We start from the raw sequence: 14,101 nt of genomic DNA, 5'->3' as shown, positions 1-14,101 counted from the left end.
CGATTACTCGTCGTCGGCGGCAGCGGCGGCGGCCTCGCGCAGCTTGTCCTTCTTGCTCTTGCGCGCGCCCTTGATGCCGCCGTTGACGGTATCGGTGACCGAATTGGCCGGCGTCGGCGGCAGCGTCTCCACCGGCTCGAAGCCGACGATCTCCTCGCGCGGCAGCAGGATATCCTGGCGCTTCTCGATCAGGCGGAAATGCTGCTCCGTCTCCGCGCTGACAAAACTGATCGCCACGCCGCTCTCCCCGGCGCGGCCGGTGCGGCCGATGCGGTGCGTGTAATCGACCGCCGACCGCGGCAAATCATAATTGACCACCGCAGGCAAGCGCGCGATATCGATACCGCGCGCCGCAACATCGGTCGCCACCAGCACCTGCAAACGACTCGCCTTGAAATCGCCCAGCACCTCGGTGCGCGCGCCCTGGCTGAACTCACCATGGAAGGCACCGGCGCGAATACCATTGCGATTCAGCTTATCCGCCACATGCTCCGCCGCATACTTGGTCGCGACGAACACCAGCACCCGGCTCCACTGGTTCTCCTGGATCAGATGCTTGAGCAGCATGGTACGACGCGGCACATCCACCTTGATCGCGCGCTGCACGATGTCCGGCTTGCTGGCCGGCTCCGACAACACCTCGATGCGCGTCGGCTGATGCAGCATGCTGTCCGCCAGCGCCTGCACCGCCGGCGGGAAAGTCGCCGAGAAAAACAGATTCTGACGCTGCGTCGGCAGCAACTCCAGGATGCGGTTCAATTCCTCGCTGAAGCCGAGATCGAGCAAACGGTCCGCCTCGTCCAGCACCAGCATCGCCGTGCGCGAAATCTTCAGCGCATTGTGATCGATCAGATCCAGCAGCCGGCCCGGCGTCGCGATGACGATGTCGGCGCCGCCGCGCAGCGCCATCATCTGCGGATTGATCGACACGCCGCCGAACACGATGGACACCTTGATCTGCATCGGCAGATGCGACGCCAGCTTGCGCACCGACTCGCCGACCTGCGCCGCCAGCTCGCGCGTCGGCACCAGGATCAAGCCATGCAACTGGCGCGCGCCGCTGCGGTTGTCGAGCAGCGCCTGCAGCAGCGGCAGCGCGAAAGCGGCGGTCTTGCCGGAGCCGGTCTGCGCCGCGCCCAGCACATCCTCGCCGCGCAGGATGGCGGGAATCGCCGCGCTCTGAATGGCGGTCGGCTCCAGGTAACCGATTTCGGTCACGGCGTTGATCAGTGAGGGTGCAAGGCCCAGCGAAGAAAAAGACATGTCGGCCTTAATTATTGGTAGAAGCCCACAGTATAAAGCATGCTAGATGCATTTCCCCCGCAGCTTGGCGATGGGGATGAACGGCAGCGCCAGATAACCGGTCAGGAAAAACGTCGGCTGCCGCTTCAATCCCTCCGAATGCAGACAGTCCGGCACCTTCGCCTCGATGAAGGCGGCGGTCATGGTATCGGACCGTGGCGCGCTGAACGCAACGCTGGTTGTATAAGTCGGCAGCGGCTGCGCCTCGGCCGCCAACACCTCGGCAATGGCTTTGCTGACCGCCGGATCGACGCGGCCCTGCAAGGCCCCGGCGTCGAGCGGAGCGTCCAAAAAAGCATCCTTCTTCGCTTCACCGGCGAAGGCCGCAACGGACAAAACGGACATTATCAACAACAATGCGCGCATGTGACTACCCCTGGTTAGACACTGCCTTCATTATGATGCAAAATAGCTTATTTGATAAAGAAAAATGCCATGATCAACTGGGACGCCCACGCCTGCCTGCCACAACACCCACAGGCCGATTTCACGCCCGTCCGCCGGCTGCACGCCGCGGGGGTGAACTATGTATCGCTCAACGTCGGCGCCGACATGAATCCGCTGTCGCAAGTGATGTCGGTGATCGCAGGCTACCGCGCCACCATCGCCGCCGATCCTGAGCGTTACGCGCTGGTCTCCAGCGTCGACGACATCATCCAGGCTGCGGCCGACGGCCGTATCGCCATCACCTTCGACCTGGAAGGCTCGGCGCCGCTGCTCGACCAGCCGGACATGGTCGACCTGTACGCACAACTGGGCGTGCGCCAGATCCACTTCGCCTACAACCGCAACAACAGCGTCGCCGACGGCTGCCACGACGAACCGCGCGGCCTGACCGCACTGGGCCAGCGCATGGTGGAAGCGGTCAACGGCGCCGGCATCCTGATGGACTGCTCGCACACCGGCCGCCTGTGCAGCCTCGAAATCATGGAAGCCTCGTCGCAGCCGGTGATCTTCAGCCACGCCAACCCGTACACGCTGGTGCAGCACGGCCGCAACGTCACCGATGAACAGATCCGCGCCTGCTCCGCCACCGGCGGCGTGGTGTGCGTATCCGGTCTGTCGTTCTTCATCGGCAGCGAGCGGCCGGGCGCCGACGACGTCGCGCGCCATGCGGCCTACATCGCCGACCTGGTGGGCGTCGCGCACGCCGGCATCGGCCTCGATATCTGCTTCAGCCAGCCGGACCTGGACGACACGCCGCCCGGCGACTTCGATCCCGGCCACTGGTGGCCCGCCGCCGCCGGCTACAACATGGACAAGCCGCCTACCTTCACCGCGCCGGAGGTCTGGCGCGAACTGCCGGCAGCGCTGCGCAGGGTCGGCATGAGCGAATCGGATGTCGCGCAAGTCCTGGGCCGCAACATGATGCGCGTCGCGCAGCAGGTCTGGAGCAAGCCGCAGGCGCTGCTCAAAGCCGCCTGACCGGCAGCCATTGCGCCACGCCGAACGCCACCTCCGGCACGATAAACAGCCAAAGCAGCGGCGAGCCGGTGACCGCCAGCGCCCACACCATCCAGGTCGAGAACAACAACCGCGCCACGCCGTCGAAACGGCCGAAGCGCTGTTGCGGATCGCTGATGCGCAGCAGCGCCCACACCAGCACCACGCTGCCCAGCAGGCAGGCGAACAGCACATGGAACGGCGCAAAAGCCGGCAGCGCGGCGCCGCCCAGCTGCTGATTGACGCCGTCCAGTTGCGCGTGCACGAAGGCGAAACTCCACGGCGTGGCGAATGGCGCAGTCACAAGCAAGTCGTAGACCGCGCTGCCGAGGACAATTTTGCGGAAGGTTGAAGGGTTGAGCATGACGTCTCCTGAGATATGGTGCAGCCATGCTAAAGCCTGGAGTAAACTCCAGGGTCAAGCGATATTTGGAGAGCATGCATGCAAATCGGAGAAATCGCTGACGCCACGGGACTAAGCCGCGACACCTTGCGCTTCTATGAGAAGCGCGGACTGCTGCGCGCGCGCCGCAGCGCCAACGGCTACCGCGACTATCCGCCGGAAGCGGTGGACTGGCTGCGCTACATCCGGCTGGCGCAGACCCTGGGCTTCACCTTGAGCGAGATCGAAGCCGACCTGCCGCTGCTGGCGGAGCCGGACGCCTCTGCGCCGCAGCTGCGCGCCGCGCTGGAACGCAAGCTGACCGATATCGACCAGCGCATCGAAGGCCTGCAGTCCCTGCGCGGCGAACTCGCCCGCCGCCTGGGCGAGAATATGGCTACCTGCCCGCTACAGGCCGCCGCGCCTACTGCGCCGCCTTGAGCGTCTTGCAGTCCTCCGGCGCGAACTCGGGCAGGAACTGAAGCCGCACACTGCCGATGTCCAGCGCCTTCCAGCGCGAAGCCGCCAGCGCGAACTGCCCCGCCCTCAGCCTGGCCCGCACCTCGCCGCATCCTCCGGCCAGGTGTGCCACCAGCGACCACTTGCCCGTCTGGTCCTCGGCATACAGCACACCGTTCCCATATCCGGCGCCGAACAGCATCACTTCCTGCTTGCCGTCGCCGTCGGCATCCAGCAGCAAAGCCTCGCATTTCTGATCCGCGCCGCTCAGGCATTGCGGCTGCTGAGGCTCCGGTAAGTCCGACCACTTCTGCGCGACGAAACTGGCCGGCAGCTTGGCCGATGCCGGCCAGACGGTGACGTTGTCGACGATCGAAGCGGCGGTGATGACCACCTTGCCGCTCTGCCAGCGGTTGGTCGTCTTCAGCGCCGCCGTGGCCTTCTCGGCGACCAGCTTCACATCGGAGCGCGCCAGCTGTGCCAGCGCCTCCTGTCCATACCGCTGGCCCTCGAAGCGCAGATAGCGGAAATCGAATTTCTCCGGCGTCGTGCGGCCGCTGGCGAGGCGCGCCATCTGATTGTTGACCGAGATCCGCGCCGGGTCGGCGATCGGCGTGAACAACGCCAGCAGCACCGCCAGCACCACGAACGCGGTCGCGATATTGACCTTGGCGATGGGGCACAGCCAGGTGTCGTAGCGGTGCGCCGCCCACTGGTAACCGCCCGCGTAGCAGCTGGCCACCACCAGGCACGCCGCAGCGACGATGCGGTCCGTGGTCCAGCCGTAGTCGTGCACCCGCAAGCCCAGCGCATAAATGGCGATGCCGGTCAGCGGCAGGATCACGATCGCCGCCGTGCGCGCGCTGACGCGGATCGCCAGCGCCGCCTTGGCCTCGCCGTTCTGGAAGGCGGCGTTGATCAGCACCACCAGCATCGCGATCGCGGTCAGCAGCAGCGAGGTCGCATGGCGGGTGCCCCACAGCGCGTCCAGACCGGTGAACGGAAGGCTGCACAGGAAGCCGCAGATGATCAGCGTCGCCACCGGCAGTATCCACGACGCCAGCACCAGCAACAGCGTACGGATGCCGCGCACGATGGAAGGCCGCACGTCGGTGACATGCATCGCGCAGGACCAGGCGAAGCAGATGACCGGCACCACGAACCAGGCCTTTTGCAGCAACTCCTTGAAGAAGTCCAGCTTGACCATGGAGAACAAGCCGGCCCCCATCCACAGTACCAGCCACAGCGCGCCGACGAAGAAAACCGAAAACATCAGCTGCACCGCCAGCTTCCACGCCATCTCGAAATAGCTGGAGTAGCTCGCGATACGGCGCCGGTCCAGCGCCGCCGCCATCGCCAGCGAATGCGCGATGTAGACGAACACCGCGCCGAACTGCAGCAGGGGCCAGGACGGCATGAAGCGCTCCGGCCTGCCGTAAAGACCGGTGTCGAGCAAGCCGGCGCCCGCCGAGCGCCACGCGTCGTGCAGCGACAGCAGCAGCAACACGGCGGCGACCGCCAGCGTCCACTGCGCGGTCCTTTTCGGCGCCATGTGACCCAGGCTGGAGATCAGCACCGCCGGCACCATCAGGGCCAGCAGGAACAGCGGCGTCATGACATACGGCGCCGAGGCAGGCCAGAAACCGTCCTTGCCGGCGCGGTAGAGCCAATACAGCAGCGCGCCCTGTACCAACCCAGTCAACAGCCGCAGCGCCATCACCCGCCGGCTGACCTGCTCGCCCAGTCCCGTGTCGTTTTGTTCCATGTACAGCCCTCGCAATTGGCATTTCAATTATTTTAATAATTTAGCATGGATGACCTGACAGGGTGGAGGCGCTATAATCACCGCCTTAGCCGCACTCTTTTTCAACGATCCGCACCCGGTCCCGCCACGTGAATCCACATCTCGACAAGCTGCAACCCTATCCGTTCGAAAAACTGCGCCAGCTGTTCGCGCAGGTGACCGCCAGCCCACAGCATAAAGCCATCAGCCTGGGCATGGGTGAACCCAAGCACCCGACGCCGAAGTTTATCCAGCAGGCGCTGATCGACAACGTCGACGGCCTGGCCTCGTATCCGACCACCATCGGCTCGGAAGCGCTGCGTGGCGCGATCGCCGGCTGGCTGGAACGCCGTTACGGCATCCCGCCATTGAACCCCGCCACCCAGGTGCTGCCGGTGAACGGCTCGCGCGAGGCGCTGTTCGCGCTGGCCCAGACCGTGATCGATCCGGCGGCCAAATCGCTGGTGGTGTGCCCGAATCCGTTCTACCAGATCTACGAAGGCGCGGCCTACCTGGCCGGCGCCGAGCCGTACTTCGTCAATTCCGACCCGGCCCGCAATTTCGGCTGCGACTACGACAGCATCCCCGCCTCGGTGTGGGAGCGCGTCTCGCTGCTGTTCCTGTGCTCCCCGGGCAATCCAACCGGCGCCGTGCTGACGCTGACCGACTGGGAGAACCTGTTCGCCCTGTCCGAGCGCTACAACTTCATCATCGCCGCCGACGAGTGCTACTCCGAGATCTATCACGGCGAGCAGGCGCCGCTGGGCGCGCTGGAAGCGGCGCACACGCTCGGCCTGTCGACCATCGACAAGCCGTATGCGCGGCTGGTGGTGTTCAGCAGCCTGTCCAAGCGCTCCAATGTGCCCGGCATGCGCTCCGGCTTCGTCGCCGGCGACGCCGACGTGCTGAAAAAATTCCTGTTGTACCGCACCTATCACGGCGGCGCCATGAGCCCTTCCGTGCAAGCTGCGTCGATCGCGGCCTGGAACGACGAGACCCATGTCGAACAGAACCGCGAACAATACCGCGCCAAATTCAGCGCCATCACGCCGCTGCTGCAGGAAGTCATGCAGGTCGAATTGCCGGACGCCGGCTTCTACCTGTGGGCCGATGTCAGCCAGACCGGCTTGTCGGACACCGAATTCGCCCAGCGCCTGTACGCCGAATATAATGTCACGGTGCTGCCGGGCAGCTACCTGGCGCGCGAAGCCCATGGGCTGAATCCGGGCCGCAACCGCATCCGCATGGCGCTGGTCGCCGAGACGGAAGAAGGCCTGGAAGCCGCGCGCCGCATCGTCCAATTCTGCAAAACCCTCAACAAATAAGAGTACATCATGACCCAACAACTCCAGAACATCATCGACCAGGCCTGGGACGACCGCGCCAACATCAACCCGGCCAACGGCGCCGCCGAACTGCGCGACGCCGTGTCGCACGTGATCGCCGGCCTGGACGCGGGCACCATCCGCGTGGCCGAAAAAACCAGCGGCGACTGGGTGGTCAACCAGTGGGTCAAGAAAGCCGTGCTGCTGTCCTTCCGCCTCGAAAACAACGTGCAGATGCCGTCCGACGGCACCATGCAGTTCTACGACAAGGTCCCGACCAAGTTCGCCAACTACACCGCCGAAGATTTCGCCAAGGGCGGCTTCCGCGTGGTGCCGCCTGCCGTCGCGCGTCGCGGCTCCTTCATCGCCAAGAACGTGGTGCTGATGCCTTCCTACGTCAACATCGGCGCCTATGTCGATGAGGGCGCGATGGTCGACACCTGGGCCACCGTCGGTTCCTGCGCCCAGATCGGCAAGAACGTCCACCTGTCCGGCGGCGTCGGCATCGGCGGCGTGCTGGAACCAATGCAAGCCAATCCGACCATTATCGAAGACAACTGCTTCATTGGCGCCCGTTCGGAGATCGTCGAAGGCGTGATCGTCGAAGAGAACTCGGTGATCTCGATGGGCGTGTACATCGGCCAGTCGACCAAGATCTACGACCGCGCCACCGGCGAAGTGACATACGGCCGCGTGCCTGCCGGTTCGGTGGTCGTCTCCGGCAACCTGCCATCGGAAGACGGCAAGTACTCGCTGTACTGCGCGGTGATCGTCAAGCGCGTCGACGCGCAGACCCGCTCCAAGACCGGCATCAACGAACTGCTGCGCGGTATCTAAACCCGCACGGCCAAGCTGGGTCAGACCCATGAAGGGTCTGACCCTGCGGCATATCTATGGCCGGCGGCAAACGCATGGGCAGGGAGTCGGACCCTTCGGGTCCGACCCCGGCATCAAGGTTCTGGGGTAAAACTGAGGAGAGTGCCATGGCAATGGACCGCCTGTTCCAGCTGATGAAGGAAAAAAACGCGTCGGACATGTTCTTCGCGGTGAACTCGCCGGTACACATCAAAATCAACGGCAACCTGATCCCCATCAACCAGCAAAAGCTCGAACCGGACAACATCCAATCGCTGCTGGCCGAAATCGCCACCCCGGCGCAGATGGAGGAACTGGCCACGACCAATGAGCTGAACATGGGCGTATCGGTGCCGAACCTGGGCCGCTTCCGCCTGTCCGCGTTCAAGCAGCGCGGCAGCATCTCCGCCGTGTTCCGCTTCGTGCCGGCCAATGTCCCGGTGCTGGCGGATTTGCAGCTGCCGCCCATCCTGGCGGACCTGATCATGGAAAAGCGCGGCCTGCTGCTGCTGGTCGGCTCGACCGGCTCCGGCAAGTCGACCACCATCGCCTCGATGCTGGATCACCGCAACGAACTGCGCTCGGGCCATATCCTGACGCTGGAAGATCCGATCGAGTATCTGTTCAAGAACAAGAAATCCATCGTCAACCAGCGCGAGATCGGCAGCGACGCCAAGGACTTCTACACCGCGCTGCGCAACTCGATGCGCCAGGCGCCGGACTGCATCCTGATCGGCGAGATCCGCGACAAGGAAACCATGGCGGCGGCGCTGGCCTACGCGCAGTCGGGCCATCTGGTGCTGGCGACGCTACACGCCAACAACAGCTATAACGCGCTAAACCGTATTATCAGTTTCTACCCGATCGAAAACCGCGCCGCGCTGTTGCAGGATCTGTCGTCGACGGTCAAGGCCATCGTCTCGCAGCGGCTGGTCCGCTCGATCAACGGCGGTACGCGCACGGCGGCGGTCGAAGTGATGGTCAACACGCGCTACATCTCCGACCTGATCGAAAAAGGCGAAATCGGCCAGATCAAGGAAGCGATGGAAAAGAGCATGTCGCCCGGCTCGCAATCGTTCGAACTGGCCTTGCTCAAGCTGGTGCAGGACGGTTTGATCAGCCAGGACGAAGCCCTGGCCAACGCCGATTCCGCCACCAATCTGCTGTGGCTCTTGAATAATGGCCCGGACAGCAAAACCGCCCAGGCCGAGCCGCAAGCCCCGGCCAAGCCCGCCGACGAGGCGTCCTTCACCGAGTTCACCCTCAATACCTGACGCCCAGCCGATCACTCGGCGCTCACTAGGCGATCACGCCACCACCGTCCACCAGCACGGTGGAACCGGTGGCGAACGGCGTCGTCACCAGATACACGATGGCGTTGGCGATATCCTCCGGTTGGCCGACGCGCTTCGCTGGCAAGCGCGCCGCCGCGCCTTCGAACATGCTGTTGCGCGCCTCCTCGCTCATGCGCGACCAAAGCTCCGTGGCGATCAATCCCGGCGACACCGTATTCACGCGCACCGGCGACAGCTCCAGCGCCAGGCCGCGTCCCAACGCATCCAGCGCCGCGTTGATCGCTCCCTGCAGCACCGACGTCTTGCTGGGCCGCTCGGCGAGAAAGCCCGACACCAGCGTCAGCGAACCGCCGGGAACGATCCTCGCGGCCCGCGCCACGCGGTAGGCGCCCCAGAACTTGCTGTTCATCGCCGCATACGCATCGACCAGCGGCAGTTGCCGCACCGGGCCGGACGCCGTTTGCGCGGCGGAGATCACAACGTGATCGTATTCGCCCTGCGCAGCGAAGAACGCCTCCAGTCCCGCATCGTTGGTCGTATCGAGGACGGCGGTGCGGACCGTGCCACCGATCTGCGCCGCAGCCGCCTGCAACTTGGCCGGATCGCGCGAAGCGATGGTGACGTCCGCGCCCAATTCCGCCAGCGCCTTGGCCGCCGCCGCGCCGATGCCGGAGCTGCCGCCGACGACCAGTACTTTTTTGCCTTCGAGTTTGCTCATGATGGACTCCTTAGTTAAATGGTTTCGGTTTCGCGCAGCGTGTTGCGGGCGCTCGATGCATAACGTGCGATTTCGTCTTTGCGCATAAAGACTACGCCTGGATGCGATTTGGCGTAGCGCAGGAACTCGTCCCACACTTTCACCATCTGGGGCGAACCGCTGATGCGATCATGCGCGCTGACCGACATCATGCGGCGGCGCGTCGCGCCCTCTTCGTACAGCTGGTCGAAGTCCAGCTTGATCTGTTCCAGGAACTGGCTCGGCGAATAATTGCGGCCTTCGATCAGCAGGATGTCGTTGTTGCGCAGCGTGTAAGGCACCACGACGAAATCCTTGCCGTTGACCTGTTCGATGAACGGCTCGTCGCGGCTCAGGTCATCGATGTGGTAGGTGTAGCCCAGCTCCTGCAACAGCGGCAGCGTGTTCGGGCCGCGCCGCAGCCAGTTGCAGTTGTAGCCGGTCGGACGCTGGCCCGTGACCTGCTCCACCATGTCGGCGCCCTCGATCAGGAACTGGCGCTCCTGGGCGCGGCTCATCGCATACTGTGAACTCCAGCGCGGGCCATGGCCAGCCGCCTCATGGCCACGGCGCACGATCTCCTGCGCCAGCTGCGGATGGCGGCGCACCGCCTCACCGATCATGTGCGACGTCACCTTGATGCCGTGCTTGTCCCACAGATCCAGCATGCGCGGGATGCCTTCGCGGTAGCCGTAGGCGAACCAGGTGTTGGTGACCAGGTCGGCCGGCACGCTGGCCGGGAAGTCGACTTTGGGGAACGGGCTGTCCGTACCTTTCGGTGGCTGACCACCGGCCTCGAACTGCATCGAGATCGAAATCGCCAGTCGCGCGCCGCCCGGCCAGAACTCACCGGCTCCGGCGCCGGCGCCGGTCGCGGGGGCCGCTGCGGAAGCCGGCAAGGCTTGCGCCAGCAGGCCGCCGGCCGCCAAAGCGCCTGCCTGGCCCAGGAAGTTGCGGCGAGTTGTGGTGTGCTCGTGGTTCATCATCTCTCCTTCAGCAATAGTTTGGTGGTCGATGTGGCTATAATAGGAGCCTTACGACGCCGGATATAGCCCAGGCCCGGAGAAAGATATTCTCCATTTCACGAAGAATGAAGCCATGATCGACGACCTTCCCGCCCTCGCCGCCTTCGCCCGCATCGTCAGCGCGGGCAGCATGTCTGCCGCCGCCCGTGAACTGGACCTGCCGCTGTCGGTGGTCAGCAAGCGGCTGGCGCAGCTGGAGAAGAGCATCGGCGTGCGGCTGTTGCAACGCACGACACGGCGCCAGGCGCTGACCGAAGAAGGCGCGCTGTTTCACGCGCGGGTGCTGCGCATCCTGGAAGAGATCGAACATGCCGAGTCGATGCTGTCGCAGAGCCGCAGCGAAGTGAGCGGCCTGCTGAGGGTGACGGCGCCGGGTGAATTCGGCCGCCAGCACATCGTCCCCATCGTCGCCGACTTCCAGCGCCAGCATCCGCAACTGACGGTGCAACTGGACCTCAGCGACGCGGTGCTGAATTTGCTTGAAAGCGGCCATGACATGGCGATCCGCTTCGGCAATGTGGAAACGGCGACGACGATCGCGCGCCGGCTGGCGCCGAACTACCGCGTCGCCTGCGCCGCACCGGCGTATCTGGCGCAATACGGCACGCCCAGCGATCCGGCGGACCTGGTCCACCACCGCTGCATCCTGATCGGCGACCAGCGCCGCGCCGACTGGCGCTTCGGCGAAGAAAAGGTGACGGTGCGGGTGACCGGCGCCCTGATCACCAACGACGGCCAGGCCGCGCACGCGCTGGCCTTGCAGGGCGCCGGCATCGTCGTCAAATCGATCTGGGACGTCGGCGACGACATCCTGTCCGGCCGCCTGCAACGCGTACTGCCGGCCCACTCCATGCCCACCGCCCCGCTGCAGGCGATCTTCGCCCACAACCGTAATATGGCACCGCGCGTGCGCGCCTTCGTCGACTATCTGCAAGTACGCCTGCAACAAGCCTGGCGCTGGGACCAGCCCGCGTCGGGCTGACGCCATGCTATCCTATAGGGTTACTACGCTTCCGATCATCATGACTACTACTCTCTACGGCATCCCCAACTGCGACACCGTCAAGAAGGCCCGCGTGTGGCTGGCGGCCCAGCAGCAGGAATTCACTTTCCACGATTTTAAAAAGCAGGGCCTGACGCGCGAGATCGTCGCCGGTTGGCTCAAGCATCTGCCGCGCGATGTGCTGGTGAACCGCAAGGGCACCACCTGGCGCGCGCTGTCCGATGAGCGCAAGGCCTCCATCGTCGACGACGACGCGGCCATCGCGCTGATGCTGGAGAACCCTTCCGTCATCAAACGCCCGGTGCTCGACAAGGACGGCACTTTCGCCGTCTCCTTCTCCGACGCCCAGTACCAACAAATCTTCAACAAATAATATGACCCCATCCAAGACCCTGGCGCTGACCGAAAAGCTGATCGCCCTCTCCTCCGTCACCCCCGACGATAAAGGCTGCCAGCAGCACCTGATCGATCTGCTGTCGCCGCTGGGCTTCGTCTGCGAGACCATCGAGTCGAACGGCGTGACCAATCTGTGGGCGCGCAAAGGCACTACCTCGCCGGTGCTGGTGTTCGCCGGCCATACCGACGTAGTGCCGACCGGCCCCGCCGAAAAATGGCAGTCCGCCCCCTTCATCCCGACCCACCGCGACGGCAAACTGTATGGCCGCGGCGCCGCCGACATGAAGACCTCGATCGCCGCCTTCGTCGTCGCCTGCGAGGAGTTCATCGCCGCCCACGCCGACCACAAAGGCTCGATCGCCTTCCTGATCACCAGCGACGAGGAAGGCCCGGCCACCGACGGCACCGTCATCGTCTGCAATCTGCTCAAGGAACGCGGCGAGACGCTGGACTACTGCATCGTCGGCGAACCGACCTCCGACGAGACGCTGGGCGACATCATCAAGAACGGCCGTCGCGGCTCGCTGTCCGGCAAACTGACGATCAAGGGCGTGCAAGGCCATATCGCCTATCCGCAGCTGGCGCGCAACCCGATCCACCTGGCCGCGCCGGCGCTGGCCGAGCTGGTGGCCGAGGTTTGGGACAACGGCAACGAGTATTACCTGCCCACTTCCTGGCAGATGTCCAACATCAACGCCGGCACCGGCGCCAACAACGTGATCCCGGGCGAGATGGTCATCGACTTCAACTTCCGCTTCTCGACCGCCAGCACGCACGAGGAACTGAAACGCCGCGTCCACGCCATCCTGGACAAGCACCAGCTGCACTACGACCTGAAATGGGCGCTGAGCGGCCTGCCGTTCCTGACCCCGCGCGGCACGCTGAGCGATGCGCTGTCGGCTGCGATCAAGTCCGAAACCGGCGTCGAGACCGAGCTTTCCACCACCGGCGGCACCTCGGACGGACGCTTTATCGCTCAGATCTGCCCTCAAGTGATAGAATTCGGGCCTCCCAACGCAAGTATCCACAAGATCGACGAGCATATCGAGCTGCGTTTTGTCGATCCGCTGAAGAATATCTACCGCCGAACCCTGGAAAACCTGCTGGCCTGAGTACCGAGGCCTCAGCGGCGCGGCGTGCGCAAACCGATTACTGTTTTACCGAGATAGCCATGAACACGACTCCTTTCACCACGCCGCGCGACCTGTTGCGCCACGCCGTCACCCGCTTCAACACCGCCAAGCTGTTTTTCGGCCACGGCAGCGTTGAGGCTTTCGACGAAGCCGCCTACCTGATCCTGCACACCCTCAAGCTGCCGCTGGACCGCCTGGAGCCGTTCCTGGACGCCAAGCTGCTGCCGGAGGAAATCGAGGCGGTGCTGGCGGTGATCGCGCGCCGCACCGACGAACGCGTGCCGGCCGCCTACATCACCAACGAGGCGTGGCTGGGGACTTACAGCTTCTACGTCGACGAGCGCACCATCGTGCCGCGTTCCTTCATCGCGGAGCTGATTCCGGAATACTTCGCTCCGTGGGTCAACGAGCCTGAAAACATCGCCAATGTGCTGGAACTGTGCACGGGCTCCGGCTGCCTGGCAATCATGCTGGCCGACGCCTTCCCGGACGCGCACGTGGACGCGGTCGACATCTCGGCCGATGCGCTGGAAGTGGCGAAGAAAAACGTCGCCACCTACAAGCTGGAAGACCGCCTGACGCTGATCCAGTCCGACCTGTACGCCAATGTGCCGGACAAGAAGTACGATCTGATCATCACCAACCCGCCATACGTGAACTCGTCGTCGATGAGCAAGCTGCCGATGGAATACCGCGCCGAGCCTGAACTGGCGCTCGACGGCGGCAAGGACGGCATGGACCTGGTGCGCAAGATCGTCGCCGGCGCCGCCGAACGACTGACCGACGACGGCATCCTGATCGTCGAAATCGGCAACGAGCGTGAATTCGCCGAAGCCGCATTCGGTGAACTGGGCCTGACCTGGCTCACCACCAGCAACGGCGACGACATGGTCTTCCTGCTGACCGCCGACCAACTTAAGCTGTAAACAACCCCGCACCCCGCACGCTGGGGTCGGACCCCGTG

Annotated in this window: 15 protein-coding genes; 9 read left to right on the top strand and 6 right to left on the bottom strand. The window is 64.3% G+C overall.

Annotated elements, in window-relative coordinates:
• Nucleotides 1–3 precede the first annotated feature (3 nt).
• Nucleotides 4–1,263, bottom strand: a complete 1,260-nt coding sequence (locus tag GW587_RS15320) for a DEAD/DEAH box helicase (RefSeq protein WP_166104560.1) — start codon at nucleotides 1,261–1,263, stop codon at nucleotides 4–6.
• A gap of 42 nt (nucleotides 1,264–1,305) precedes the next feature.
• The gene (locus tag GW587_RS15315) at nucleotides 1,306–1,668 is read right to left on the bottom strand and encodes a hypothetical protein (protein WP_166104558.1); all 363 of its coding nucleotides are present in this window, start codon (nucleotides 1,666–1,668) and stop codon (nucleotides 1,306–1,308) included.
• Between the two features lie 69 nt (nucleotides 1,669–1,737).
• On the opposite strand from GW587_RS15315, the gene GW587_RS15310 reads away from it, so the two are divergent.
• A complete protein-coding gene (locus tag GW587_RS15310) occupies nucleotides 1,738–2,727 on the top strand; it encodes a dipeptidase (protein WP_166104556.1) in 990 nt (329 codons plus the stop codon).
• Here the strand turns inward: GW587_RS15310 and GW587_RS15305 are convergent.
• Entirely contained in the window at nucleotides 2,714–3,109 is a 396-nt protein-coding gene (locus tag GW587_RS15305; protein ID WP_166104553.1) for a hypothetical protein, read from the bottom strand. The genes GW587_RS15310 and GW587_RS15305 overlap by 14 nt on opposite strands.
• A gap of 78 nt (nucleotides 3,110–3,187) precedes the next feature.
• Between GW587_RS15305 and GW587_RS15300 the strand changes: the two genes are divergently transcribed.
• A complete protein-coding gene (locus GW587_RS15300; RefSeq protein ID WP_166104550.1) occupies nucleotides 3,188–3,568 on the top strand; it encodes a MerR family transcriptional regulator in 381 nt (126 codons plus the stop codon).
• Here the strand turns inward: GW587_RS15300 and GW587_RS15295 are convergent.
• Nucleotides 3,552–5,351 carry a DUF4153 domain-containing protein gene (locus GW587_RS15295; RefSeq protein WP_166104547.1) on the bottom strand — a complete coding sequence of 600 codons (1,800 nt, stop codon included), beginning with the start codon at nucleotides 5,349–5,351 and terminating at the stop codon, nucleotides 3,552–3,554. The genes GW587_RS15300 and GW587_RS15295 overlap by 17 nt on opposite strands.
• A 128-nt stretch (nucleotides 5,352–5,479) precedes the next feature.
• Here GW587_RS15295 and dapC point away from each other — a divergent pair, with 128 nt between their 5' ends.
• The 3 genes from dapC to GW587_RS15280 all read left to right on the top strand — a co-directional run bounded on the left by dapC (nucleotide 5,480) and on the right by GW587_RS15280 (nucleotide 8,823).
• Nucleotides 5,480–6,694 (top strand): succinyldiaminopimelate transaminase, encoded by a 1,215-nt coding sequence (dapC, locus tag GW587_RS15290; protein ID WP_166104545.1) that lies wholly within the window; start codon nucleotides 5,480–5,482, stop codon nucleotides 6,692–6,694.
• A gap of 9 nt (nucleotides 6,695–6,703) precedes the next feature.
• Nucleotides 6,704–7,531, top strand: coding sequence for a 2,3,4,5-tetrahydropyridine-2,6-dicarboxylate N-succinyltransferase (dapD, locus tag GW587_RS15285; RefSeq protein WP_166104542.1), 828 nt, complete (start codon nucleotides 6,704–6,706; stop codon nucleotides 7,529–7,531).
• A 146-nt stretch (nucleotides 7,532–7,677) separates the two neighbouring features.
• The gene (locus GW587_RS15280; protein WP_166104539.1) at nucleotides 7,678–8,823 is read left to right on the top strand and encodes a PilT/PilU family type 4a pilus ATPase; all 1,146 of its coding nucleotides are present in this window, start codon (nucleotides 7,678–7,680) and stop codon (nucleotides 8,821–8,823) included.
• A gap of 25 nt (nucleotides 8,824–8,848) precedes the next feature.
• On the opposite strand, the gene GW587_RS15275 is transcribed toward GW587_RS15280, so the two are convergent.
• Nucleotides 8,849–9,565, bottom strand: a complete 717-nt coding sequence (locus tag GW587_RS15275) for an SDR family oxidoreductase (protein WP_371875599.1) — start codon at nucleotides 9,563–9,565, stop codon at nucleotides 8,849–8,851.
• A gap of 11 nt (nucleotides 9,566–9,576) precedes the next feature.
• Nucleotides 9,577–10,566 (bottom strand): polysaccharide deacetylase family protein, encoded by a 990-nt coding sequence (locus tag GW587_RS15270; RefSeq protein WP_166104534.1) that lies wholly within the window; start codon nucleotides 10,564–10,566, stop codon nucleotides 9,577–9,579.
• A 112-nt stretch (nucleotides 10,567–10,678) separates the two neighbouring features.
• Here GW587_RS15270 and GW587_RS15265 point away from each other — a divergent pair, with 112 nt between their 5' ends.
• Genes GW587_RS15265 through prmB form a run of 4 tightly spaced genes read left to right on the top strand, consistent with a single transcriptional unit; the run spans nucleotide 10,679 to nucleotide 14,063 of the window.
• The gene (locus tag GW587_RS15265) at nucleotides 10,679–11,587 is read left to right on the top strand and encodes a LysR family transcriptional regulator (RefSeq protein ID WP_166104531.1); all 909 of its coding nucleotides are present in this window, start codon (nucleotides 10,679–10,681) and stop codon (nucleotides 11,585–11,587) included.
• A 40-nt stretch (nucleotides 11,588–11,627) separates the two neighbouring features.
• A complete protein-coding gene (locus tag GW587_RS15260; protein WP_166104529.1) occupies nucleotides 11,628–11,981 on the top strand; it encodes an ArsC family reductase in 354 nt (117 codons plus the stop codon).
• 1 nt (nucleotide 11,982) lies between these two features.
• Nucleotides 11,983–13,116 (top strand): succinyl-diaminopimelate desuccinylase, encoded by a 1,134-nt coding sequence (gene dapE / locus GW587_RS15255; protein WP_166104526.1) that lies wholly within the window; start codon nucleotides 11,983–11,985, stop codon nucleotides 13,114–13,116.
• 59 nt (nucleotides 13,117–13,175) lie between these two features.
• A complete protein-coding gene (gene prmB, locus GW587_RS15250) occupies nucleotides 13,176–14,063 on the top strand; it encodes a 50S ribosomal protein L3 N(5)-glutamine methyltransferase (RefSeq protein WP_166104524.1) in 888 nt (295 codons plus the stop codon).
• Nucleotides 14,064–14,101: the final 38 nt, after the last annotated feature.

This window comes from Duganella aceris, from assembly GCF_011090165.1.
Lineage (GTDB): Bacteria > Pseudomonadota > Gammaproteobacteria > Burkholderiales > Burkholderiaceae_D > Rugamonas > Rugamonas aceris.
Note: the sequence above shows the minus strand (reverse complement) of the source record. Positions and strands in the feature narration are given on the sequence as shown.